Here is a 21520-nt window from a genome sequence, read left to right as displayed (position 1 = left end):
TTCACGCGGGTAGGGTTGATGGGTCGCAGGAGAGGCTGTCGATGCGGACGATTCTGACGGGGCTGGCGCTTGTGGGCCTGGCGTTGTGCAGTGCGGTTGCAAGTACGGTCACAAGCGCGGCCGGCGCCGCCGGACCATCGCCCGAGCTGATCGCCTATGGCAAGGCGCTGGCCGAGGCCGGCGACTGTGCGGGCTGCCACACTGCCGATCCGGCCAAACCGTTCGCGGGGGGCAAGCGCATCGACACGCCCTTTGGCGCGATCTATGCGCCGAACCTGACGCCGGACCGTGAGACCGGCATCGGCACCTGGACGGATGCCGATTTCACCCGCGCCTTGCGCACCGGCGTCGCGCCCGACGGCTCGAACTATTACCCGGCGTTTCCCTACCCCTACTTCACGAAGATGACGAAGGACGACACGCTGGCGATCCGCGCCTATCTCGGCACGCTGGCGCCCGTCACCAGCCGCAACAAACCGCCGGAGCTGCGCTGGCCGTTCGGCTATCGCGGCCTGATGCGGCTTTGGAACGCGATGTATTTCAAGCCCGGCCTGTTCGAGCCGGACCAGACCAGGAGCGCGGCCTGGAACAGAGGCGGCTACCTCGTCACCGGGCTCGGCCATTGCGGCGCCTGCCACACGCCCAAGAATTATTTCGGCGCCGACCGCGATGCACAGGCGCTGTCCGGCAACGAGATCGGCGGCTGGTTCGCACCGCGGCTCGATGGCGCCGCGCGCACCGGGCTGAAATCCTGGAGCGAGGCTGATATCACGGAGTACCTGCAAACCGGGCGCAATGCCAAAAGCCACGCCGGCGGGCCGATGGCGGAGGTCGTCGTCAACTCGACCTCGAAGATGAGCGATGCCGACGTGCGCGCGATCGCGACCTATCTGAAGAGCCTGCCGCCGGCCCGGCGCGAGACCATCGTGACGCCGCCGGACGCAGCCGAGATGAAGGTCGGCCAGGCGGTCTACGCAAAGCTCTGCATCGCCTGCCACGAGGCCGACGGCACGGGAGCGCCACGGATCTATCCGCCGCTGCCGGGCAATGCGCTGCTGCAATCGAACAATCCGTCCTCGACCTTGCGCATCATCCTCGACGGCGCTCACACCGTGACGACGCCGCGCGCGCCGAACACCGGCGAGATGCCGGCCTACGCCAAGCAGCTGTCCGACGCCGAGATCGCCGCGGTGACGAACTACATCCGCAATTCCTGGGGCAATGCCGGCCTGCTGGTGACGCCGGCGCAGGTGGCGAAGGCGAGGAAGCGAGAGGCGAATGGGGAATAGCGAGTGGCGAATGGCCCAGAACCATTCGCTATCCGCCATTCGCGCGCGACAGCGCTCACCGCTCTTCATCCCCCGTGAACACGAATTTCGGCATCTCCCATTTGTAGCGCACCGCAAGCAGGCGGAAGCTGATGCCGACGACGAAGGTCAGGATGGTCCAGAGCTCAGCGTTGAGCTTGAGACCGAACGCGGTCGCATAGAACAGTCCCGTCACCACCGAGACGCTGGCATAGAGCTCGGAGCGAAACAGCAGCGGCACGTCGTTGCAGAGCACGTCGCGCAGCACGCCGCCGGCGCAGCCCGTCACCATGCCCGAGACGATGACGATCGGCAGCGAGGCACCCATCTGCCAGGCCACGTCGCAGCCGGTCATGGTGAAAACGACGAGACCGATGGCATCGAGCACGATGAAGGCGACCTTCAGCCGGTGCACGACACGCGCAAACAGGATGGTGAGGAAGGCGGCGCCGCCGGCGAGCGCGAGATAGATCGGGTTCTGCACCCAGGCCAGCGGATAATGTCCGAGGAAGAGATCGCGCAACGTGCCGCCGCCGAGCGCGGTGATGCAGCCGAGGAAGCAGACGCCCAGCCAATCCATGCTGCGGCGTCCGGCAGCGAGCGCAGCCGTCATGCCCTGCGCCGCCACCGCGGCCAGCGACAGGAAATGCAGCACGCTATCCGTAGGCGGCAGACTCCACATCGCGAGTTCCCTCCCCCGTGACCCTTCAGGCGCGGGTTCCCATGGAACGGTTCCCGATTCCCCGCACCGAGGCAACATGCGACGAAAGCATCAAGGCGGCGGAACAGAATCTCGCACCTGAGGGTTGTCCCGGGGTCATAACCGAGGAGACCAATCGATGGCAGACGACCGTTTTCCCAACGATCCGTACCGCCCGAACCTCGCCGACGATGAGTACTCTCGCGCGGCGCGCCGGGATGCCGACCTGCAGGCCGATCCCGAGCTCGGGGAAGGCCCCGCCTCCAGCGGCAAGATCGCGATGTTCGCGGTCGCTGTCGCCCTGGTGCTGGGCGCAGTGTTCTACGGCTTGAACAATTCCAGCACCACCAACGAGGCCAGCAACACCTCGGCCTCGCAGACGGCGCAGACGCAGCCGACCAATCCGGCCGCGCCTCCCGGCATGCGTGACGTGACGCCGCGCAGCAACACCGAGCCGGGCGTGACCACGGGCGCAGCGCCGAACAGGCCGGCCCCGACGACGCCAGCTCCGTCCGAGGGCGCGAAGTAACATTTCGTAGTAATGCGCGAGAGCGGCGGGATGCAACATCCCGCCGCTTTCGTCTGGCTAAAGCGCGATGCGATTAGGATGAATCGTCATCGCGCTTTAGGTTATTGTTTGAGCATGATCTTTTCGGAAAACAGCTACGCACTTTTCCGAATCATGCTCTAGTCGAACATCTTGTTGAGCTCGCCGCCGGGATAGCCGCCGCCGAGCTCGGTGAAGGTCCCCTTCTCCGCCATCTCCTTGGCCGCGCGCATGAAGCCGCCCCAGGCGGCGCGGGCGAGCGAGCCGCCGACGCTGATGCGGCGCACGCCGAGATCCTGCGCTTCCTGCAACGACAGGCCGGAGCCGCCGATCAGAAGATTGAACGGCTTCGGTGCGACAGCCTTCACCACCGCGGCGATGTCCTCGCGGCTCTTCAGACCCGGCGCATAGAGGCAGTCGGCGCCGGCATCGGCATAGGCGGTGAGCCGGTCGATGACGAGCTTGAGATCGGTCACGCCCCACAGATAGGCCTCGCAGCGGCCGACCAGCAGCGTGCCGCTGTCGCCGATCGCCTTGCGCGAGGCCTTGATACGCTCGACCGCGAGCACGTGGTCGTAGAGCGGCTTGTCCTTGTCGCCGGTGGAATCCTCGATCGACAGGCCTGCGACGCCGGTGCGCACACCGCGCTCGACATTGTCCGCGACCTTGTCGGGCTCGACCGCAAAGCCACCCTCGAAATCGGCGTTCACGGGGATGTCGACAGCCGAGCTCAATGCTGCCAGATGCTGACAGACGTCCTCGACGGTGACGTGATTGTCGGCCTTGCCGATGGTCCAGGCAAAGCCCGCGCTCGATGACGCGATCGCCTTGAAACCGAGATGCTGCAAGGCTTTCGCGCTGCCGACATCGACCGGATTGGGCAGGATGAAGCAGCCGCTCTCGTGCATCTTCCTGAACGTCGCGCGCTTGTCAGCGGTCGTCACATGCATGTTTCTCTCCCTTGTTGGCCGCGCAGAGATAGGCGCGCGTTCTCGAGTCCGCTAGTGCGCGTCGTGCACCGCGCGGCTGTCCTTCGGGGCCTGCTCGCGGTCGGTCATGCCATAGTCCCGAATCACGCTGGCGATGCGCAGATGATAATCTGCGAAGATTTTTGCACGGCCCCTGGCCTGGGTGCGGCGATGCTCCATGGTGTTGCGCCAGGCGGCGACTGCCGCCTCATCGCGCCAGAACGACACCGACAGGATCTTGCCCTTCTCGGTCAGGCTCTCGAAGCGCTCGACCGAGATGAAGCCGTCGATGGTCTGCAGCAGCGGCCTCAGATCGGCCGCGAGATCGAAATAGTCCTGGCGATGTTCCGGCTTGGGCCAGACCTCGAAGATCACGGCGATCATGGGCGTCTCCTCTCATTTGAGCATGATCTCCTTCGGAAAACCGCACTGCACTTTTCCGGATCATGCTGGCGCGGACCTACAATACCACCTTGCGCAGGAAGGTGCGTTCCTCGGCGAGGATGAATTTCTCCGCCTCCGCAAAGTTGAAGTTTGCCATGCCGTCGAGATCGGCGCGCAGCCGTTTGCGATAGGCTTCATAGGCGGCCAGGCTCTCGAACGAGATCAGGGCGGAGGCGATGTTGTTGGTGCCCTCATGCGGCATGAAGTAGCCGATCAACTCGCCGCCACATCTCGGGATGATGGTGAGCCAGCGCTTCGCATATTCCTCGAACTGCGCGCGCTTGAAGGGATCGAGCTGGTAGCGGATGAAGACGGTGACGGACATGATGGGCTCCTGATTGATCGTTGCAGCAAGCAAAGTCTCGTAGGGTGGGCAAAGCGAAGCGTGCCCACGTCCCTTGTCAGCAACGACGATTGGTGGGCACGTCGCTGCGCTCCTTTGCCCAACCTTACGGCTGCGCTGCTCGCAATGACGTGTTCGTTGTGACACGCTACGCCCTTGCCCGACACCAACGCTTCGGTTACCATCGAAGCATGAAATCAGGGCCCGACATCGCCATGGTCGCCTCGCTGGTCGGCGACCCCGCCCGCGCCAACATGCTCACGGCGCTGATGAACGGCCGTGCGCTCACGGCGAGCGAGCTGGCTCAGGAGGCCGGCATTACGCCGCAGACCGCGAGCTCGCATCTGTCGAAGCTCGAGGCCGGCGGCCTGATCGAGCCGGAGAAACAGGGCCGCCACCGCTATTACCGCCTCACCGACGACGACGTCGCCGGCGTGCTCGAGGGGCTCGCCGGCCTTGCCGCGCGGACCGGCCATATGCGCGTGCGCACCGGGCCGAAGGATCCGGCGCTGCGGCGCGCGCGGATCTGCTACGACCATCTCGCCGGCGATCTCGGGGTGCAGATGCTGGACTCCTTGCGCGAACGGCATCTGGTCAGGCAGAGGAAGCAGGAGATCGAGCTGACGGCGGAGGGCGAGCGCTTTCTCGCCAAGCACTTGCAGATCTCGCCCGACATGCTCAGCCATCCGCGCCGCCCGGTGTGCAAGGCCTGCCTCGACTGGAGCGAGCGGAGGCACCACCTCGCCGGCACGTTGGGCGCGGCCATGATGCAACGCTTCGCCGAGCTGAAATGGGCCGCGCGCGATCCCACGCCCGGCAGCCGCGTCGTGAATTTCACCCGTACCGGCGAGAAGCAGTTCGCTGCGCTGTTCGGCGGTGGGAAGGACTGATCACACAGGCTGCGTGAAATCACACGTTTGCGTGTGAATGCGCACTCTCGTCATGGCCGGGCTTGACCCGGCCATCCACGTCTTTACTGCGGCTGGCACGTGGATGCCCGGGACAAGCCCGGGCATGACGGAGACCGTGATGAACCGCATCTTCCTGGCCGCGCTCGCTGCCGCCCTTCTTACGTCCCAACTCACAGCGACCCACGCCGCCGATGCCGCGCCCCGCGAACCCTATGGCATCGCGCTCGAAGGCTTTGCCTATCCCTACCCCGTGCACTTGCTCCCCGTCGTCAACGACGGCGAGCAGCTCAGCATGGCCTATATGGATGTCGCCGCGGCACGGCCGAACGGCCGCACAGTCGTGCTGCTGCACGGGCGCAATTTTCCGTCGAGCTATTGGGCGCCTGTCATCAAGATGCTGAGCGAGGCCGGTTATCGCGTCGTGGTGCCGGACCAGGTCGGCTTCGGCAAGTCTTCCAAACCGGCGGGCGAGCTGCATTTCGACAATCTGGCGCGCAACACCATTGCGCTGCTCGATCACCTCAAGATCGACAAGACCGAGATCGTCGCGCATTCGCTCGGCGGCATGTTAGGGGTGCGCATCGCCCGCGCCTATCCGGACCGTCTTGTCCATCTGGTGCTGACCGCGCCGATCGGGCTCGAGGACTACCGCCTCTACGTGCCGCCGACGCCGACCGAGAGGATGATCGAGACCGAGGACAAGCTCACCGCCGACGGCTATCGCAAGCAGCTCCAGACCAATTACGCAATCAAGCTGCCGGCCGAGGCGATCACGCCGTTCATCGAGGCCCGCTTCAACATCAAGGGCAGCCCGGACTATCCGCGCTGGCTGCGCGCCTTCGTCTCTTCCGGCCAGATGATCTATCGCGAGCCGGTGGCGCACGAGATCCCGCTGATCGCGACACCGACGCTGTTCATCATGGGCGCGGACGACCACAACGCACCGGGCCGGCCGCTCGCGCCGGAAGCGCTGCGGGCCAAGATGGGGCAGAACGCAGAGCTTGCGAAGCAGCTCGCCGCGAAGATGCCGAACGCGCGGGCCGAGGTGATCCCCGACACGGGCCATCTCGTCTTCCTTGAGGCACCGGAGACGTACAAGGAACTGGTGCTGGGCTTTCTCGGCCGCTAGCGACAGCTGCGTGTCGTCCGAGGCCAAAGGCGGGGAACGTTCATGCCGCATTCAGGTCATGATTGGCAGGTTTGGATCGCGACGTGTCGGCACGTCCGAGATTTAACGTGTCGAATCGTGTCTCTTGATTCATTGTGCGCCACAAGCGCCATCCCCCGAAGCCTGCCCCCAAAGGACAAGAAGGAAGATCAAAAATGAAATACCTGTTAGCCGCCGTCATGCTCGCCAGCGCGGCCGTCGTCGGTTTCAGCGAGGCGGCCAGCGCCGCCGAGGGCTGCGGCCGAGGGTTTTATCGCGGCCCCTATGGTCAGTGCCGCCCGATGCGTGGCGCGGTGGTCGTGCGGCCCGCCCCTGTGGTAGTCGCCCCGGCGCCAGTCGTCGTCGTGCCGCGTGCGCGCGTGTGCCCCTACGGCTTCCGCTGGTACGCCGGCCGCTGCCGCCCGTACTGATCTTCTCCATCCCGTTGCAAAATGGCCGCGCGGCAAGCCTGCGCGGCCATTTTTGTTGCTGAAGATCTGTCCGCCGCGGAACCGGAGCACGCCCCAAATCGAAACGGGGACCGCCAGCGGCGATCCCCGTCGAGTCCGCGAATGGTCGCGAGCTTACCAATAATGGCGACGGTGCCAGCGCCGGCGATGCCGGCGCCAATGACGGCGGTGCCAGCCCCAGTGGCGGCCACGCCCACGCCAGTGAACCTGCTCGGGAGCGAGCTGCGCAGCTTCCTCGCTGGTGGTGACCGCAGGATGAGCGTCGGCATTGCCTTGCGGCATGCGAGCGGGATCACCGACCGGCTGCGGAGACAGCGGCGCCGCCTGCGCAGTCGCGGCAAAGGCAGCGGCTCCCGCCGTAATGCCGAATGCAAGTTTCAAAAAGTTCCGGCGCTCCATGGTTCTTCCTTCTTGGATCATCGTGCTTGTGATGCAGAAGGAATGTCGCTGCAACGCCATGAACCGAAGCTGAAGCCAGCGTTCAGATTCTTGCGAGCCGAATGAAGAATTCGTAACTCCATCCGGGTTACAGGATCTCGCTACGTCGCGAACTCCTGCGCCAGCACCAGCGTCTCGCGCGAGCGCTTCACGTCAGGCCAGTCGCGGTTGAAATCGGCGACGAGCTTCTTTAGCGCGTCACCTTTCAGCATCGCGTTCAGATTGGCCTCGTCATCAAACTGATACATCGCCTGGTGCAGCGAGGGATCGTCCAGGCTCCAGAATCGCCACGCCTTGCTCACGCCGAAAGCCTTCACCGCGTCGGGCAGATGTTCCGTCTCGTACCAACGGTCGAAAGCAGCGCGCATTTCGGCGTCGGGAACGACGGCGCGAACGACGAAGAAGGCGGCTGGCATCGGATTTCCTCCTGTTGTTTGAACAAGACTAACCGCTTTCCGTCGCCTGCGACAAAAAGAGTCGCCGCCGGTGTCGGAATGGGCTCCCTTCGTTCGTCCTTTGCATTGAACCGGCACACGGAGACAGCAAATGGCCGACCTCACCCTGACCACCTTCGATTGGGTTCCCGCAGCGCCGCGAGGCTTCGTACGCGACTTCCGTGTGCGCTGGGCCCTCGAAGAAGCCGCCTTGCCCTATCGCGTCGCCAGCGTGCCATTCGACAACCGCGGGCCTGCGCACTTCGCCCACCAGCCGTTCGGCCAGGTGCCGTGGCTGACTGATGGCGAGCTCTCGATCTTCGAGACCGGCGCGATCCTGCTGCATCTCGGCGGCCTCAGCGAGAGGCTGATGCCAAAAGACCCGCGCGGCCGTGCTGAAGCGACCGAATGGGTGTTCGCGGCGCTCAATTCGGTGGAGATGGCCAGCCTTCCCTGGGGCATGTCGAAATTCATGGGACATCCGACCGACACGGCAGCATGGAAATTCGTGGACGACTTCCTCAAACTTCGGCTCAAGCATCTCGAGCCGGTGCTGGGCAGCCGCGAATGGCTGGTGGGCTCCTTCTCCGTCGCCGACATCCTGATGGCGGACGTGCTGCGCGTCGTCGATGGTTTCAACGGGCTGGCGGACAGTCCTGCCTGCCGCGCCTACGTCGCGCGCGCGACCGGACGTCCGGCGTTTGCCAAAGCCCACGCCGACCAGCTGGCGCATTTCGCTGCGGCGGATCAGGCGCGCGGGGCGTGATGTGCCTCACATAATGGATCCTGCGGCTGGCATAGAGTCGCCGGCAGTGGAACGATTCAATTCGACAGGTGACCCATGGTCCGCATCGAATATCTCAAGCGACAGATCGCCCGCGCCGAGCGGCTGGCCAAAGCCATCCTCGACCGGCAGACCGCCGATCGGCTCCAGGCCTACGCCGCCGAATGCCGCGCCGAATTGTCGGAGCTGACAGTCAAGCAGGCCGCGTGAGGCTTGCTGGGCGCTGGAGGCGTCTGATGCGTAGGGCGGATTAGCGATAGCGTAATCCGCCACTTCTCCATCCGATGACGCATACCTTCGTGGATTACGCTTCCCAATCCACCCTACACCTCACATCAGCTTCAGCGGTGCATCGGCGACGAGGCGCAGATCGATGCTGCCGATCAACGCCGCCCGCCGCGCCTCCGCAGCACCGATGGCCTCCTCCGTCTGCCGCAGCGTCGAGACGTTCGAGCCGAGCGAGACGATCCCGCCCAGCACCAGGGCGATTGATCCAAGCGCTGCGGTCTGACCGAATCCGAACACACCGAGGATCGTCACGAGCAGCAGCGCCGCCCCGCCGCCGATCGCGATCTTGGACGCCAGGATGTACTTCCGGCAGCGCTCAGCGATCTCGGCTAACCGCTCGATCCGATCTTCGATGTCGGAGATTTCGTCGGTCGGATCGTCTTCGGTCATGAGATCTGTGAGCGAGCAAATCGGGGGACAATGACTTCAGGTGTCTAGGACACCGGCGCAACGCAAGTAGGGATAGGCCCAATCGACATAGCTGGCTCGCCCGAAGAATTCCCAGCCACGGCCGGTGCGTGAGAATCGTTTGCAGAGCTTGGCAACACCCTCACGCGAACATCCACTCGGTCCCGCCTATGATCGGTGATCGCTTCGTATCGTAGGCTATCGGGCCCGCTGTAACCAGGTCGAGCCATGTAGAAAACGCTTATGCCGCGAACCCAGCGTCCAATACAAGCTCGATCCGTTCCAGAGTCGCCCGCCACCTCGAAGTCCTCAACACGGTAACAGACGAACCCATGCTCTGGTGACTTCATGAGCAAGAGCCGGGGAAGCTCGACCGGCGCGCAGCTATTGTCGGCGTCGGCGTAACCTTCGATAACGGTCTCTTCTGGCGTTCGGACCGTAACGGTCAACTCGCTGTCTTGTGCGAAGCACGATATGCCCATCGCCAGGACTGCGGACAACACGCCCAATATCAGGGCGCACCATCCGTTGGCGTTCCGCCACGATCTTGATCGTCGACGCCAGATTGCCACCGACGTCTCCACCCTCACAACGGCAAATTGTCGTGCTTCTTCGCCGGCATTTCCGTCTTCTTGTCCTTCAGCATCGCAAGCGCCCGCGCGATGCGCTTCCGGGTCGAGTGCGGCATGATGACGTCATCGATATAGCCGCGCTCGGCGGCGATGAACGGGGACAGGAAGCGGTCTTCGTATTCCTTGGTGCGGGCGGCGATCTTGTCGGGGTCGCCGATGTCGCTGCGGAAGATGATCTCGACCGCGCCCTTGGCGCCCATTACCGCGATCTGGGCCGTCGGCCAGGCGTAGTTCATGTCGGCGCCAATTTCTTTGGAGGCCATGACGTCGAAGGCGCCGCCATAGGCCTTGCGGGTGATGATGGTGACGAGCGGCACGGTGCATTGCGAGTAGGCGAACAAAAGCTTGGCGCCGTGCTTGATCAGGCCGCCATATTCCTGCGCGGTGCCGGGCAGGAATCCCGGCACGTCGACGAAGGTGACGATCGGTATGTTGAAGGCATCACAAAAACGAACAAAGCGCGCCGCTTTGCGTGAGGCGTCGCTGTCGAGCACGCCGGCCAGCACCATCGGCTGGTTGGCGACGAAGCCGACGGTGCGGCCAGCAATGCGGCCAAAGCCGGTGACGATGTTCTTGGCGAAGGCTTCCGCAATCTCGAAGAAGTCGCCCTCGTCCACGACCTTCAGGATCAGCTCCTTCATGTCGTAGGGCTTGTTCGGATTGTCGGGGATCAGCGTGTCGAGCGACATGTCGACCCGCTCGATGTCGTCGAAGCTCGGCCATTCCGGCACGCCGTCGGTGTTGTTGGAGGGCAGGAAGTCGATCAGGCGACGCATCTGCAACAGCGTCTCGACGTCGTTCTCGAAGGCGCCGTCGGCGATCGAGGAGCGCGTCGCGTGCACCGAGGCGCCGCCGAGCTCCTCGGCGGTGACGACCTCGTTGGTCACGGTCTTCACGACGTCTGGCCCGGTGACGAACATGTAGCTGGTGTTCTTCACCATGAAGATGAAGTCGGTCATCGCCGGCGAATAGACGTCGCCGCCGGCGCAGGGGCCCATGATCACGGAGATCTGCGGGATCACGCCCGAGGCGAGCACGTTGCGGCGGAACACGTAGGAATAGCCGGCGAGCGCCGCGACGCCTTCCTGGATGCGGGCACCGCCGGCGTCATAGAGGCCGATGATGGGCGCCCTCGCCTTCATCGCCATGTCCTGCAACTTGGTGATCTTGAGCGCGTGCGTCTCCGACAGCGAGCCGCCGAACACGGTGAAGTCCTTGGCGAAGACAAAAGTCTTGCGGCCGTTGACGGTGCCCCAGCCGGTGACGACACCGTCGCCGGGCACCTTGGTCTTCTCCATGCCGAACTCGGTGGAGCGGTGCTCGACGAACATGTCGAACTCCTCGAACGATCCCTTGTCGAGCAGAAGCTCGATGCGCTCGCGCGCCGTCAGCTTGCCGCGGGCGTGCTGCGCCTCGATGCGCTTCTCCCCGCCGCCGAGCTTTGCGCCGGCGCGACGATCTTCAAGGGCGTCCAGGATGTGTTTCATTTGCTCCCGCCAGTTCTTAAGTGATGGGCGGGTTCTAACACGGCATTTTGCGGCCCGGAAAGCCGCTTTCGCCGTCGCAGGGCTGCCCTGCCGTAGCGGGAAAGCGCAAGGAATTACAAAGTTTTGCCCAGGAGGCGAGCGTGAGCGAAGGAACAGCCGAGACGGGCGCTGCGACAGGCGGCGTCAACATCCTGCTGCGGCTGGAGGGCCTGACCCTGTTTGCAGGGATGGTGACGCTCTATGCGGCCTGGGACGGGTCGTGGCTGGTGTTTGCCCTGCTGTTCTTCGTGCCCGATCTGAGCTTCCTGGCCTACCTGTCCGACGCCAGGTTCGGCGCGATAGTCTACAACGCCGCGCACAGCTACATGGCACCGGTGGCGCTGCTGACGCTGGGCTTCGCCCTCGCCTCGCCCCTCACCCTCTCCATCGCCCTGATCTGGCTTGCCCATATCGGCATCGACCGGGCGCTCGGCTACGGCCTGAAATATTCCGCCGGATTCGGCTTCACACACCTGGGGCGGATCGGGCGGCAGAAGGACTCCTGACCTCAAATTTGGCAGCCCGGCCGGTTGACCGGGCCGACCGATTCAGGCTTGCTCCGAGTCAGGTCAGGCGCCGAATGTTGCGTGAGCCCAGTCGGTACGGCGGTGATCCCTGGCTCCAGCATCTACCTACTGGCATCACCGAGATGTCCGCGACGGTCGTCCCCTTGCCGCCGAACCCAGCGTCCGAAACGATCGACTTCCTGCGCCGCATGGCCGGCATGGTGTCGGGGCGGAACGGCGAGATGCTGCTGCGCGCAGCCAACATGATCGAGACGCTGAGCCAGCGGGCGATGTCGGCCGAGCGGCTCTATCATCAGGCGCAGGAAGAGAGCACGCGCAACGCCGAGATGCGCGAGTCCGCCGAACTCGCCTCCGACGCCATGGCCGGCCAGATCGCGGCGCTGCGGGCACAGGTCGCCGAGCTCACCGCCGCGACCGCAGCCGAGCGCTCCGCCTTCGATGCCGAACGCGGCAAGCTGCTCGAGCTGATGCAGCATGCCGAGAGACATATCGGCAAGCTCACGACGGAGCTCGACAGCTTGCGCGCCTCCGTCGACAGCTTCAACGAGACCGCGGTCTCGGTGCCGATCGAGGTGCTGCGGCTGGCGCGAACGCAATTCGATTATCTCTCGAACGGCTTTGCCCGGCGTGGCGATCCGATCTCGCAGGCCATGAGCGAGATCGGCGGCTTCGCGATCGACCGCGTGCTGCAGGCAAAGCCTGACCGCACCTGAACGCCGCCCGGCGACCGAAACAGGTGCTGCGTGGTGTTGCCACGGCGTCACCATAGCCGTGACATCGAAGCCACTACACCGCCGGGCGTCTGAAGCGATATCAGCTCGCAGCAAGAACCCACGACCGGAGAGAACAATGTTCGTCGATATCGACAATGCCTCACTCGAAATGGCAGGCTCGGGCCTGCCCGGCGATCAACCCATCTTCATGCTCAATCTGCTGCGCTATCGGGATGAGGCCTTGTACCCGGACAAATCCGAGCTTGCGGCCTGTAGCGGCCGCGAAGCCTATTACGCGCGCTATGTCCCCGCATTTCGCAAGGTCGCGCTTCCGCTGGGGGTCACGCCGACTTGGCTTGGCTCCGTCGGAGCTCTGCTGGTGGCAGCGCAAGGCGAAGCCTGGCACGACGCCGCAATCGTTCGCTACCCGGACTTCGCGACCTTTCGAGCCATCGTCTCGAGCTCCGATTACCGGCGTGAGGCCGAACCCCACCGCTTTGCCGCGCTCGCCGATTGGCGTCTGATTGCGACGACCGAGGTTCAGGTGCCGGCTTGACGTGCAACCGCACGCATTAAATTGACCGTTTGCGAACAGGTTGCTTCTAAACCTCACGGTCGCGCTAGAGCGCGCCGATCTCGGCAAGGCAGGCTTGGGTCAGCGTCATGCGAGCCTCGATGTGGCGCGGCTCCTTGCAATCCATGTTGAGCGCGAACACGGTATGCGCCTCGCCCTTCTCGGCCCAGCCGACCATCCAACCGAGCGACGGCTCGCCGCGCTCGGCGCCCAGGAGACCGGACTTGGCGCGAATGACGGCGTCGCCGACCTTCGTCGCCGGCAGGATATCGGCAACGAGATCCTGGCTGCGCTTGGAGATCGGCAGCGCGCGGCGGCGCAGCCGGTCGACGAAATCGACTTGCTCGACCGGATCGATGCGCAAGGCCCCGGTGAGCCAGAACTGGTCGATGCCGCCGCCGATGTCGCGATTGCCGTAGTCGAACGCGTCGACATATTGCTGCATGCGCACCTCGCCGATGCGGCGAGCGATCTCCTGATAGACCGGCACCGCGCTCACGAGAATCGCGCTGCGCAGCGTGTGATCCTTGTTCCAGGCCTCGATCGGGCGCTTGACGCCGTCCCAGGCAAACACGTCCTTGTCGGGGTCAGTGACGACACCGGTCTCGAGCGCAATCAGCGAGTTCGGTATTTTGAAGGTGGAAGCCGGCAACTTGCCCTCGCCCGAGCGCTCGTTGTCGCTGGCGACGATCAGATAGTCCTCGACCTTGTAGCCGACGAAGGTGCCCGACGTGCCGAGGTCGGCGAAGCGCTTTGCGAGACTATCGCGGATCTCATTACGCGGCGGCGCGACATGGGCGCGCGCGCCTCGAGGCAGGATCGCGGTTGCGGCGAGGAGGCCGAGGGTGGAACGGCGGGTGAGCAAGGGCGGTGTCCGTTAAACGATGAAAGCGACGGCTACAATGCCGCCGATATCTGGTCAAACGATGACAGCGCTCAGCGCCCCCGGCCCGACAGCCGCAGCACGAACACCAGCACCTCGGCGACGGCCTTGTAGAGATCCGGCGGGATCTCGTCGCCGAGCTCGACCTTCGACAGCGCGCCGGCCAGGACCTCGTTCTCCTCGATCGGAATGTCGTGGGCCTTGGCGATCTCGACGATCTTCTCGCCGATCGTGCCCTTGCCCTTGGCGACGACGACGGGCGCGCCGGATCCCTTCTCGTAATGCAGCGCGATCGCGAGCTTGGAGGGATCGCTCATGTGGCGCGATCCAGGAAGTGGCCGGCACGGGCCGGCGCCGGTGGCGGCGGCGTGCCGTCGCGGACCACGATGTCACCAGGCTTGAGCTCGGCCTTCGTCAAGGCCTGGCTGAGCTCACCGATGCCGGCGCGGAGCTGCTGCGCCGTGGCCGGCCGCTCCGCCCACATCCGAACGAAGGTCTTGTCGCCGTTCAGCGTGATCAGCGCGTGCACGGGTCCGGCGGGTTCGACATTGAGCGAAAAGCGCGCGCGCCAGGCGCGCTTGGCGGCATCGGCGGACTCATTGCCGCCATCGCGCGAGATCTCGAACTGCGCCATCGCGGTGCCTTGCGGGGTCGCGAACGGAATTTCGAAATTCCACTGCGGCCCGGCCGGATCGATGCGGTGGCCGCCGGCGTCGGTGCGATCGGGGAGCGAGGCAATCTGCAACAGCGTTTGCCGCGCGATCGCGGCATCGGTGTCGTCGAGCAGACGATGCACGGTCGCAGCCAGCGGCGTGTCCGGCGCGAGCGATGGCGCGGCGACGAACTGAGGCGCCGGCAGCGCACCGCGGACCGGCGGAGGTGTCGGGTGTGCGGCCGCCTCGAAGGCATGGGCGTCCGGCACGGACTTGTTGGAACCCGGCACGTTGCCGGTCAAGCGCGGCAGGTTTTCCGTGACCTCCTGCAGCAGGCTCGCGGCAAGGCCGGCAGATATGGTGCGCGACACCGGGGCTTGCGGATTGTTGCCCGCCACATCGGCCAGCACGGCGGCAGCAAGCGCACCGCGCGACGCTTGCGTCGGTTGGGCGAGCAACGCCGCTTGTGCCGTTTCGCCCGCCGGCGCGGAGGCTGCGGTCTGCGTCGTTGCCGCAGCACTCGCCGGCAGCGCCACGGCTTGCGCAGTTGCCTGCGGCGCACCGGAGGTCGATGCCAGGGTCTGGCGCAACACCAGCAGAGCGGCCTTCAAGTCCGGGATCGCGCCGGAGGACGGCGTCGTGCCCGCGGCCAGTGAGGCCTCGAGAAACAGTCCGGACTTCTGGAACGCAGATTCGATATCGCCGCCGTCGAGGGCGGTGTTGAGCGGCATCTGCTGCGCCAGCACGTCGAGCACCGCCTGCTTCAGCCCTGCCGGCAGATTGCTGCTTGTCACGACGGAGGTCAGATTGGCGAACAGCGGCGCCTGGCTGCCCTGTTTGGTCACGGCCCCGGCAGAGGCCGTTGCGACGGCAACCTGCTCGGACGGAGTGAGGGTGTTCCGTGCCGTGGCCACCGACGGCGCCAGCGGCGGGCTGTCCACCAGCGAGGCCGCCCGCGGCGTCAGCGTGACCTGATCTCCCACCGCCTCGCCCGCCCCGCCCATGACTGCAAGGCGAATGGTGCCGTTGCTCTGCGAGACCGCGAGCTGAAGATTCTGCCCTGGCGTCAGAGCCACCTCAGACATCACGTCCATCGCCAGGTTGGCAATCGCGATCCGCACCAGATTGTCGGCGAGCACGCTGACCACCCTGGCATCGACCACACTGCCGGCTTGCAGCACGAGATCCGGCGTCGCCGCATCAGCCGGGCGGCTGGCGGCGTTGACGGGAGCGATTGGGGTGACCGGCGTCGGCATTCGGCAGCCCTAAGGGAATGCCGGCTACCGTAACCGCCGCCTCGTAAACCTCTCGTTAAGGACCTCAGATGGCCGGCTGCTTCACCGCCGCCAGAACCGTCACAGCGGCCTGGAAATCCTTCAGGCGGGCGACGCGGCGGGCGGCCGCCTCCTCGTCCACGCCCCATTGCTCCACGTTCCAGTCCTCGTCGACATGGGCGGCGGCCCAGACCTGGTCGGCATCGCGCACGCCCTGGTCCAGCGCCAGCGCGAGCAGCGCCGATCCGGTCAGGGTGGTCACCATGTGGAGCGCCGCGACCGACCAGGGGGCGCCGGGCAGCGCGGCCCGTGCGGCCTTCACCGCCTCGTCCGGCTGCTTCACGTGCATGACGCCTTCGGACAGGATGAAATGCGCACCCAGCGTCTGCGCCGCCCAGGACAGCACAGGATCCCAATGCGCGGCCTCCCGGGCGACCAGTCCCTCAGGATGGCCGGCACGATAGAACAGCAGGTCAGACTCGAAATATTTGGCGAGGTCGTCGCTGACGAGCTCGACGCGGTCGATAACGCCCTCGACCACGCTGTTGGCGATGCGCGTCAACGGCATGGTCACGGGATCGATCGCCTCGCCTTGGGCAGCCCATTCCGCGGCGACGCTATCTGCGAGCGCGCGCGTCGGGATCACCAATTGGCGGCCGGAGGGCGTACGGATCGGCTTGCCGTCGAGAGTGATGGCGAAGCCGCCCTCGGCATCGACGACGCCGGCCTCCTTGTAGAAGCGCTTGCGCAGCGGCGTGCGCGCGGACGCGCGCGCCGATTCCCGGGGATCCGGCGCGGGCTGCCTTGCTGCTTCTTCGAACAATTCGCGCATGTCGATCTTTCCGATCCTATCGTCAGTCAAACTACCCGTGTCGTCCCTGCCCCGCCAGAACGACGAGGAGCGCTGCTAGTTCGCACACATGCGCGCGTAAGTGCCGCGATCGGCCGGACCCAGCCCTGCGGCCGCGCCGTCGTGGAGACACTTCGTGACGCGGTCGCTGAAGGATTGCGCGGCAGCGGCTGGTAATTATAGCGCAGCGGCGCGTCGAATTGCGGAACCTTGGGCACCTCGATCTTGGGTGGCGGTGGCGGCGCAGGCAGCGGTGGAGCGAGCCGCGCGGCGTCCGGCGAGACATATTGCGCATGGGCAGCCTGCCCCACGAACAGCGCGGCCAACAGCGCAAAGCAGATCGACAGTCGTCTCATGGGGGACATGTCGTGCGCCTGCCGCCCCTATTCAACCTCACTATTCTTCAGGCGCGTTCTCGATCGGATCAAATCTGGTTGCATCCAGCCCGAGCAGGTTCCACGACTGTTGCATGTGCGGGGGCAGCGGCGCCGTGGCGTCGATCACGCCGCCGCGCGGATGCGGAATGACGATGCGCCGTGCGAGCAGATGCAGCCGGTTCTGCAGGCCGCCCGGCAACTGCCAGTTCTCGATGTTGAAATATTTGGGATCGCCGACGATGGGATGGCCGATATGAGCCATGTGGGCGCGCAGCTGGTGGGTGCGGCCCGTCACCGGCTTCAGCGACACCCAGGTCAGCTTGTTGCCGGCGGTCTCGACCACGGCGTAGTACGTCACCGCGTGACTGGCGCCCTCGTCGCCATGCTGGGCGATGCGCATGATGGTGTCGTCCTCGCCCTCCTCCTTTGCAAGGAAGGTCGAGATGCGGCCCTGCTTCGGCTTCGGCAGGCCCGGCACCAATGCCCAATAGACCTTTCGCGCCGAGCGCGAGCGGAACGCGCCGGTCAGATGCGAGGCGGCAAAGCGCGTCTTGGCGATCAGCAGACAGCCCGAGGTCTCGCGATCGATGCGGTGGACGAGGCGCGGCTTCTGGCCCTTGGCATCGCGCATCACCTCCAGCATCTGGTCGATGTGCCGCGTCATGCCCGAGCCGCCCTGCACGGCAAGGCCGGCCGGCTTGTTCAGCACGAGGACGTCGTCGTCCTCCCAGATCGTCATCTCCTTCAGCGCCTTCAGCGTCTTCTGTGCGGCGTCCGAGAGCGGGCCTGCCGCCTTCGGCGCGTCGATCTTCAGCGGCGGAATGCGGACGCTCTGGCCCTCCTCCAGCCGGTCCTTGCTGTCGACGCGCTTGCCGTCGACGCGCAGCTCGCCTTTGCGGACGACACGCTGGATGTGGGAGAACGACAGGCCGGGAAAGCGCGCTTCCAGGAAACGGTCAACGCGCATGTTGTTCTCGTCGGCCGTGACCGTGACGGTCTGCACCTTGGTCGGCAGCAGCGCCTCGACGGACTTTTCAGGCGCAGGCCTTTCCTGGACCGCTTTGGGCGGACGCCGCTCGGCGCGCTCACCGACAAAGCGCGGCGGCTTACCGCCGGGCTTGCCACCCGGACGCGGCCCGGCCTTCTTCGCGCTACGCGCCTGATGCGGGCGCGCCTCCTTGCGCTCGTCGCGCGAACGGGGCTTCGGATCAGTTCTCTTGATGCGGCGGCTCATGGCTGCCTGCGTACCCTAAAAGCCGGCTGTCGTCACGGCGAAATGGCCGCATCTAGCCTGTCCCGCCCCGTTCCTTCCTCAGCTTGGCCCAGTAATCCAGCCGCTTCCTGATCTCGCGTTCAAAACCCCGCTCGGGCGGGTCGTAGAAGGTCTGACGTCCCAAGGCCTCCGGGAAGTAGTCCTGGCCGGAGAAGGCGTCCGGCGCATCATGGTCGTATTCGTAGCCGGAGCCGTAGCCTTCCGACTTCATCAGCTTGGTCGGGGAATTGAGGATGTGCTTTGGCGGCAGCAGCGAGCCGGCCTGCTTGGCGACCTGCATCGCGGTGCCGAAGGCGGTGTAGACCGCGTTCGACTTCGGCGCGGTGGCGAGATAGACCACGGCCTGGGCGATGGCGAGCTCGCCCTCGGGATGGCCGAGGAAGTCGAAGGCGTCCTTGGCGGCATTGGCGACGACGAGCGCCTGCGGATCGGCCAGCCCGATGTCCTCGACCGCCATACGCACAACGCGGCGGGCCAGGAACAGCGGGTCCTCGCCGGCGTCCAACATGCGCGCGAGATAATACAGCGCGGCATCAGGATCGGAGCCGCGCACCGATTTATGCAGCGCCGAGATCAGATTGTAGTGGCCGTCGGCCGATTTGTCGTAGATCGGCGCGCGGCGCTGCAGGATCTCCTGCAGCTGCGCGGCATTGAAAATCTCGTCCGCCCGCGCGGAACGCCAGACCTCTTCGGCAAGCGTCAACGACGCACGGCCATCGCCGTCGGCCATGCGCACCAGCACCGCGCGCGCCTCCGCGTCGAGCGGCAGCTTCCTGCCCTCGACGGCTTCGGCATGCACGAACAGCTTCTCGATCGCAGCGGCATCGAGCGAGCGAAACACCAGCACGCGCGCGCGCGAGAGCAACGCCGCATTGAGCTCGAAGGATGGGTTCTCGGTGGTGGCGCCGACCATGACGACGGTGCCGTCTTCCATCACCGGCAGAAAGGAGTCTTGCTGGGCGCGGTTGAATCTGTGCACCTCATCGACGAACAGCAGCGTGCCCTTGCCCATCTCGCGACGGGCGCGCGCGGCATCGAACGCTTTCTTCAGGTCGGCGACGCCGGAGAACACCGCCGAGATCTGCTCGAAATGCAGATCCGTCGCGTCAGCCAGGAGCCGCGCCACCGTGGTCTTGCCGGTGCCGGGCGGGCCCCAGAACACCAGCGAGCCGAGCGTGCGCGTCTCCAGCATGCGCGTCAGCGCACCGTCCGGGCCGAGGATGTGATCCTGGCCGACGACCTCCGACAGCGTGCGCGGGCGCAGCCGGTCCGGCAGCGGATGCGGAGCATCGTGATCGAGCCCCGCCGCGGCAAAGAGAGTCGGTGTCTCCGTTGGTCGCTTCGGACTCATCCGCCCAGCGTGACGTTGATCTGCTGGCCGCCGCGCACCAGCGTGATGCGCCAGATCCGTGCCCGTTCACCTGCGGCCTTCTCGAGGTCACCGGTCTTGCTGATCTTCTGGTTGTTGACGGCCAGGATGATGTCGCCCTTCTGGAAGCCGACACTCGCGGCAGCGGTATCGCCGCCGATATCGGTGATCACGACGCCTTCGGTGTCGGCATCCAGACGCAGCTCATCGGCGACGGCCGGCGTGATGGTCGAAACCTTCGCGCCCTGGAACGGCGAGCGCGCGGTGACGACGATCTCGTTGCGCCCGGTGTCGGGCGCGGTCTCCAGCGCTACCGTGAGCTTCACCGACTTGCCGCCGCGCTGCACGTCGAGCTGCGCGGTGCCGCCGAGCGGACGGGTTGCGAAGCGATAGTCGAACGCGTTGGGATCATCCACGATCTGGCCGTCGATCCCGGTGATGAGGTCGGAGGATTTCAGGCCGGCTTTCGCCGCCGGACCGTTCGACACCACGCTCGCGACCAGCGCACCGGTCGGCGAGCGCAAGCCGAGGCTCTCGGCGATGTCGGGCGTCACTGCCTGCAATTTCGCACCGAGCCAGGGCCGCTTCACCGCCTTGCCGCCGCTCTTGGCGGAGGCGACGACGACGCGCACCATGTTGGCGGGAATCGCAAAGCCGATGCCTTGCGAGCCGCCGGAGCGCGAATAGATCGCGGTATTGATGCCGGCGAGCTTACCACCCATGTCGACCAGCGCGCCGCCGGAATTGCCCGGGTTGATCGCCGCATCGGTCTGAATGAAGAATTGATAGTCGGTGATGCCCACTTGCGTGCGCGCCAGAGCCGAAATGATACCCTGGGTCACGGTCTGGCCGACGCCGAACGGATTGCCGATCGCGAGCACGACGTCGCCGACCAAGAGCTCATCGGAATTGGTGAAGTCCAGCGTCGGGAACTTCTCCTTGCTGTCCTTCAGGCGCAGCACGGCGAGATCGGTCCGGGAATCCTTGAGCAGGATCTCGGCCTCGAACTCGCGCTTGTCCGACAGCGACACCTTCACCTGGTCGGCGCCCTCGATGACGTGGACGTTGGTGACGACGAGGCCGGAGGCATCGACGATGACGCCGGAGCCGAGCGAGCGCTGCATCTGCTCGGGCTGCTGGCCCGGCACACCGAAGAAGCGGCGGAAGATCGGATCGTCCAGTAGCGGATTGCGGTTCTGCACCACCTTTGCGGCATAGACGTTGACGACCGCCGGCTGCACCCGCTGCACGATCGGCGCATAGGACATCCGCAGCTCGGCCGGCGACGACGGGACCCGACGGTCCTGCGCAGCAGTCGGATTGAAGGTGGCCGAAAAGGCTACGCACAGCGCCGTAAGGGCGGCAGTCCAGGTCGCTCGAAACATTCCTACCTCTTGGAAATGACGCCGGAATATAGGCGCGTTCGCCTCCCAATAGAAGAGCGCCGGAGGGCAATATTCGGCCGCCTCGAAGCCGTGTCCGGGATGCAAGGGTGCCGTGCGAATCGGCAATTTGCCCAGCGTCGGATTGGCATGATGTGCGTCATCTTGCATGGTGGTGTGAGGCGGATTCGGTTGCGGCGAATTTGCATCAGTAGGAACCGACGCAACCGCTCGCAGCGTCGCGGAGCAGTCATCGATCACACCTAGGCTCTCCGTTTGCGACTTGGGGAAAACAGTC

General features: G+C 65.4%; 25 protein-coding genes. 10 read left to right on the top strand and 15 right to left on the bottom strand.

Annotation, left to right across the window (positions count from 1 at the left end; genetic code table 11):
• The first annotated feature begins 41 nt into the window (after positions 1 to 41).
• Entirely contained in the window at positions 42 to 1289 is a 1248-nt protein-coding gene (locus tag P0R31_RS11600) for a c-type cytochrome (protein WP_275514162.1), read from the top strand.
• A gap of 55 nt (positions 1290 to 1344) precedes the next feature.
• On the opposite strand, the gene P0R31_RS11595 is transcribed toward P0R31_RS11600, so the two are convergent.
• Positions 1345 to 1989 carry a trimeric intracellular cation channel family protein gene (locus P0R31_RS11595; protein ID WP_275514161.1) on the bottom strand — a complete coding sequence of 215 codons (645 nt, stop codon included), beginning with the start codon at positions 1987 to 1989 and terminating at the stop codon, positions 1345 to 1347.
• A 157-nt stretch (positions 1990 to 2146) separates the two neighbouring features.
• On the opposite strand from P0R31_RS11595, the gene P0R31_RS11590 reads away from it, so the two are divergent.
• Positions 2147 to 2536, top strand: coding sequence for a hypothetical protein (locus P0R31_RS11590; RefSeq protein WP_275514160.1), 390 nt, complete (start codon positions 2147 to 2149; stop codon positions 2534 to 2536).
• Positions 2537 to 2694: 158 nt separating this feature from the next.
• On the opposite strand, the gene P0R31_RS11585 is transcribed toward P0R31_RS11590, so the two are convergent.
• The 3 genes from P0R31_RS11585 to P0R31_RS11575 form a co-directional block, all read right to left on the bottom strand.
• Complete coding sequence (locus P0R31_RS11585; protein ID WP_275514159.1) at positions 2695 to 3504, bottom strand: isocitrate lyase/PEP mutase family protein; 810 nt, start codon at positions 3502 to 3504, stop codon at positions 2695 to 2697.
• A gap of 51 nt (positions 3505 to 3555) precedes the next feature.
• Positions 3556 to 3906, bottom strand: a complete 351-nt coding sequence (locus P0R31_RS11580) for an antibiotic biosynthesis monooxygenase family protein (RefSeq protein ID WP_275514158.1) — start codon at positions 3904 to 3906, stop codon at positions 3556 to 3558.
• Positions 3907 to 3982: 76 nt separating this feature from the next.
• A complete protein-coding gene (locus tag P0R31_RS11575; protein ID WP_271503091.1) occupies positions 3983 to 4291 on the bottom strand; it encodes an NIPSNAP family protein in 309 nt (102 codons plus the stop codon).
• Between the two features lie 209 nt (positions 4292 to 4500).
• On the opposite strand from P0R31_RS11575, the gene P0R31_RS11570 reads away from it, so the two are divergent.
• From P0R31_RS11570 to P0R31_RS11560, 3 genes are all read left to right on the top strand, one after another.
• Positions 4501 to 5199 carry a winged helix-turn-helix domain-containing protein gene (locus tag P0R31_RS11570; RefSeq protein WP_275514157.1) on the top strand — a complete coding sequence of 233 codons (699 nt, stop codon included), beginning with the start codon at positions 4501 to 4503 and terminating at the stop codon, positions 5197 to 5199.
• 139 nt (positions 5200 to 5338) lie between these two features.
• Positions 5339 to 6349 carry an alpha/beta fold hydrolase gene (locus P0R31_RS11565; protein ID WP_275514271.1) on the top strand — a complete coding sequence of 337 codons (1011 nt, stop codon included), beginning with the start codon at positions 5339 to 5341 and terminating at the stop codon, positions 6347 to 6349.
• A gap of 194 nt (positions 6350 to 6543) precedes the next feature.
• Positions 6544 to 6798, top strand: a complete 255-nt coding sequence (locus tag P0R31_RS11560) for a GCG_CRPN prefix-to-repeats domain-containing protein (RefSeq protein WP_275514156.1) — start codon at positions 6544 to 6546, stop codon at positions 6796 to 6798.
• Positions 6799 to 6951: 153 nt separating this feature from the next.
• Here P0R31_RS11560 and P0R31_RS11555 read toward each other — a convergent pair whose 3' ends face one another.
• Complete coding sequence (locus P0R31_RS11555; protein WP_275514155.1) at positions 6952 to 7236, bottom strand: twin-arginine translocation signal domain-containing protein; 285 nt, start codon at positions 7234 to 7236, stop codon at positions 6952 to 6954.
• 140 nt (positions 7237 to 7376) lie between these two features.
• A complete protein-coding gene (locus P0R31_RS11550) occupies positions 7377 to 7691 on the bottom strand; it encodes a hypothetical protein (protein WP_275514154.1) in 315 nt (104 codons plus the stop codon).
• Positions 7692 to 7821: 130 nt separating this feature from the next.
• Between P0R31_RS11550 and P0R31_RS11545 the strand changes: the two genes are divergently transcribed.
• Both P0R31_RS11545 and P0R31_RS11540 read left to right on the top strand, forming a co-directional pair.
• A complete protein-coding gene (locus P0R31_RS11545; RefSeq protein WP_275514153.1) occupies positions 7822 to 8475 on the top strand; it encodes a glutathione S-transferase family protein in 654 nt (217 codons plus the stop codon).
• Between the two features lie 75 nt (positions 8476 to 8550).
• On the top strand, positions 8551 to 8703 hold the full coding sequence (locus P0R31_RS11540; protein ID WP_193374987.1) for a hypothetical protein: 153 nt from the start codon (positions 8551 to 8553) through the stop codon (positions 8701 to 8703).
• Between the two features lie 120 nt (positions 8704 to 8823).
• Here P0R31_RS11540 and P0R31_RS11535 read toward each other — a convergent pair whose 3' ends face one another.
• Complete coding sequence (locus tag P0R31_RS11535) at positions 8824 to 9171, bottom strand: hypothetical protein (protein WP_275514152.1); 348 nt, start codon at positions 9169 to 9171, stop codon at positions 8824 to 8826.
• Between the two features lie 604 nt (positions 9172 to 9775).
• A complete protein-coding gene (locus P0R31_RS11530; RefSeq protein ID WP_025036964.1) occupies positions 9776 to 11308 on the bottom strand; it encodes an acyl-CoA carboxylase subunit beta in 1533 nt (510 codons plus the stop codon).
• Positions 11309 to 11448: 140 nt separating this feature from the next.
• On the opposite strand from P0R31_RS11530, the gene P0R31_RS11525 reads away from it, so the two are divergent.
• From P0R31_RS11525 to P0R31_RS11515, 3 genes are all read left to right on the top strand, one after another.
• Positions 11449 to 11853: a DUF4260 domain-containing protein gene (locus P0R31_RS11525; protein WP_275514151.1), complete on the top strand. Its 405-nt coding sequence runs from the start codon at positions 11449 to 11451 to the stop codon at positions 11851 to 11853.
• Between the two features lie 143 nt (positions 11854 to 11996).
• A complete protein-coding gene (locus P0R31_RS11520) occupies positions 11997 to 12587 on the top strand; it encodes a hypothetical protein (RefSeq protein ID WP_275514150.1) in 591 nt (196 codons plus the stop codon).
• A 136-nt stretch (positions 12588 to 12723) separates the two neighbouring features.
• Positions 12724 to 13143, top strand: coding sequence for a hypothetical protein (locus P0R31_RS11515; protein WP_275514149.1), 420 nt, complete (start codon positions 12724 to 12726; stop codon positions 13141 to 13143).
• Between the two features lie 64 nt (positions 13144 to 13207).
• Here P0R31_RS11515 and blaOXA read toward each other — a convergent pair whose 3' ends face one another.
• From blaOXA to P0R31_RS11480, 7 genes are all read right to left on the bottom strand, one after another.
• Positions 13208 to 14026: a class D beta-lactamase gene (blaOXA, locus tag P0R31_RS11510; RefSeq protein WP_275514148.1), complete on the bottom strand. Its 819-nt coding sequence runs from the start codon at positions 14024 to 14026 to the stop codon at positions 13208 to 13210.
• A gap of 71 nt (positions 14027 to 14097) precedes the next feature.
• Positions 14098 to 14361 carry an EscU/YscU/HrcU family type III secretion system export apparatus switch protein gene (locus tag P0R31_RS11505; RefSeq protein WP_025036968.1) on the bottom strand — a complete coding sequence of 88 codons (264 nt, stop codon included), beginning with the start codon at positions 14359 to 14361 and terminating at the stop codon, positions 14098 to 14100.
• Positions 14358 to 15953: a flagellar hook-length control protein FliK gene (locus P0R31_RS11500; RefSeq protein WP_275514147.1), complete on the bottom strand. Its 1596-nt coding sequence runs from the start codon at positions 15951 to 15953 to the stop codon at positions 14358 to 14360. Before P0R31_RS11500 ends, P0R31_RS11505 begins: the two co-directional genes overlap by 4 nt.
• A 64-nt stretch (positions 15954 to 16017) precedes the next feature.
• Positions 16018 to 16803: an ATP12 family chaperone protein gene (locus P0R31_RS11495; RefSeq protein WP_275514270.1), complete on the bottom strand. Its 786-nt coding sequence runs from the start codon at positions 16801 to 16803 to the stop codon at positions 16018 to 16020.
• Between the two features lie 414 nt (positions 16804 to 17217).
• The gene (locus P0R31_RS11490; RefSeq protein ID WP_275514146.1) at positions 17218 to 18432 is read right to left on the bottom strand and encodes an RluA family pseudouridine synthase; all 1215 of its coding nucleotides are present in this window, start codon (positions 18430 to 18432) and stop codon (positions 17218 to 17220) included.
• 52 nt (positions 18433 to 18484) lie between these two features.
• Positions 18485 to 19822: a replication-associated recombination protein A gene (locus P0R31_RS11485; protein WP_275514145.1), complete on the bottom strand. Its 1338-nt coding sequence runs from the start codon at positions 19820 to 19822 to the stop codon at positions 18485 to 18487.
• Positions 19819 to 21225 (bottom strand): DegQ family serine endoprotease, encoded by a 1407-nt coding sequence (locus tag P0R31_RS11480; protein ID WP_275514144.1) that lies wholly within the window; start codon positions 21223 to 21225, stop codon positions 19819 to 19821. The genes P0R31_RS11485 and P0R31_RS11480 overlap by 4 nt, the downstream gene beginning before the upstream one ends.
• Positions 21226 to 21520: the final 295 nt, after the last annotated feature.

Origin of the sequence: Bradyrhizobium yuanmingense (assembly GCF_029167105.1) — a bacterium.
GTDB lineage: Bacteria > Pseudomonadota > Alphaproteobacteria > Rhizobiales > Xanthobacteraceae > Bradyrhizobium > Bradyrhizobium yuanmingense_A.
Note: the sequence above shows the minus strand (reverse complement) of the source record. Positions and strands in the feature narration are given on the sequence as shown.

Excerpts from the sequence above, each read along its gene's own strand:
- P0R31_RS11570 (WP_275514157.1), top strand. The coding sequence starts at position 4,501 with ATGAAATCAGGGCCCGACATCGCCATGGTCGCCTCGCTGGTCGGCGAC.
- P0R31_RS11540 (WP_193374987.1), top strand. The coding sequence starts at position 8,551 with ATGGTCCGCATCGAATATCTCAAGCGACAGATCGCCCGCGCCGAGCGG.
- P0R31_RS11500 (WP_275514147.1), bottom strand. The coding sequence starts at position 15,953 with ATGCCGACGCCGGTCACCCCAATCGCTCCCGTCAACGCCGCCAGCCGC.
- P0R31_RS11590 (WP_275514160.1), top strand. The coding sequence starts at position 2,147 with ATGGCAGACGACCGTTTTCCCAACGATCCGTACCGCCCGAACCTCGCC.
- P0R31_RS11530 (WP_025036964.1), bottom strand. The coding sequence starts at position 11,308 with ATGAAACACATCCTGGACGCCCTTGAAGATCGTCGCGCCGGCGCAAAG.
- P0R31_RS11490 (WP_275514146.1), bottom strand. The coding sequence starts at position 18,432 with ATGAGCCGCCGCATCAAGAGAACTGATCCGAAGCCCCGTTCGCGCGAC.
- P0R31_RS11550 (WP_275514154.1), bottom strand. The coding sequence starts at position 7,691 with ATGCCAGCCGCCTTCTTCGTCGTTCGCGCCGTCGTTCCCGACGCCGAA.
- P0R31_RS11545 (WP_275514153.1), top strand. The coding sequence starts at position 7,822 with ATGGCCGACCTCACCCTGACCACCTTCGATTGGGTTCCCGCAGCGCCG.
- P0R31_RS11485 (WP_275514145.1), bottom strand. The coding sequence starts at position 19,822 with ATGAGTCCGAAGCGACCAACGGAGACACCGACTCTCTTTGCCGCGGCG.
- P0R31_RS11575 (WP_271503091.1), bottom strand. The coding sequence starts at position 4,291 with ATGTCCGTCACCGTCTTCATCCGCTACCAGCTCGATCCCTTCAAGCGC.
- P0R31_RS11600 (WP_275514162.1), top strand. The coding sequence starts at position 42 with ATGCGGACGATTCTGACGGGGCTGGCGCTTGTGGGCCTGGCGTTGTGC.
- P0R31_RS11480 (WP_275514144.1), bottom strand. The coding sequence starts at position 21,225 with ATGTTTCGAGCGACCTGGACTGCCGCCCTTACGGCGCTGTGCGTAGCC.
- P0R31_RS11515 (WP_275514149.1), top strand. The coding sequence starts at position 12,724 with ATGTTCGTCGATATCGACAATGCCTCACTCGAAATGGCAGGCTCGGGC.
- P0R31_RS11585 (WP_275514159.1), bottom strand. The coding sequence starts at position 3,504 with ATGCATGTGACGACCGCTGACAAGCGCGCGACGTTCAGGAAGATGCAC.
- P0R31_RS11580 (WP_275514158.1), bottom strand. The coding sequence starts at position 3,906 with ATGATCGCCGTGATCTTCGAGGTCTGGCCCAAGCCGGAACATCGCCAG.
- P0R31_RS11495 (WP_275514270.1), bottom strand. The coding sequence starts at position 16,803 with ATGCGCGAATTGTTCGAAGAAGCAGCAAGGCAGCCCGCGCCGGATCCC.
- P0R31_RS11560 (WP_275514156.1), top strand. The coding sequence starts at position 6,544 with ATGAAATACCTGTTAGCCGCCGTCATGCTCGCCAGCGCGGCCGTCGTC.
- P0R31_RS11520 (WP_275514150.1), top strand. The coding sequence starts at position 11,997 with ATGTCCGCGACGGTCGTCCCCTTGCCGCCGAACCCAGCGTCCGAAACG.
- P0R31_RS11595 (WP_275514161.1), bottom strand. The coding sequence starts at position 1,989 with ATGTGGAGTCTGCCGCCTACGGATAGCGTGCTGCATTTCCTGTCGCTG.
- P0R31_RS11555 (WP_275514155.1), bottom strand. The coding sequence starts at position 7,236 with ATGGAGCGCCGGAACTTTTTGAAACTTGCATTCGGCATTACGGCGGGA.
- P0R31_RS11565 (WP_275514271.1), top strand. The coding sequence starts at position 5,339 with ATGAACCGCATCTTCCTGGCCGCGCTCGCTGCCGCCCTTCTTACGTCC.
- P0R31_RS11535 (WP_275514152.1), bottom strand. The coding sequence starts at position 9,171 with ATGACCGAAGACGATCCGACCGACGAAATCTCCGACATCGAAGATCGG.
- P0R31_RS11505 (WP_025036968.1), bottom strand. The coding sequence starts at position 14,361 with ATGAGCGATCCCTCCAAGCTCGCGATCGCGCTGCATTACGAGAAGGGA.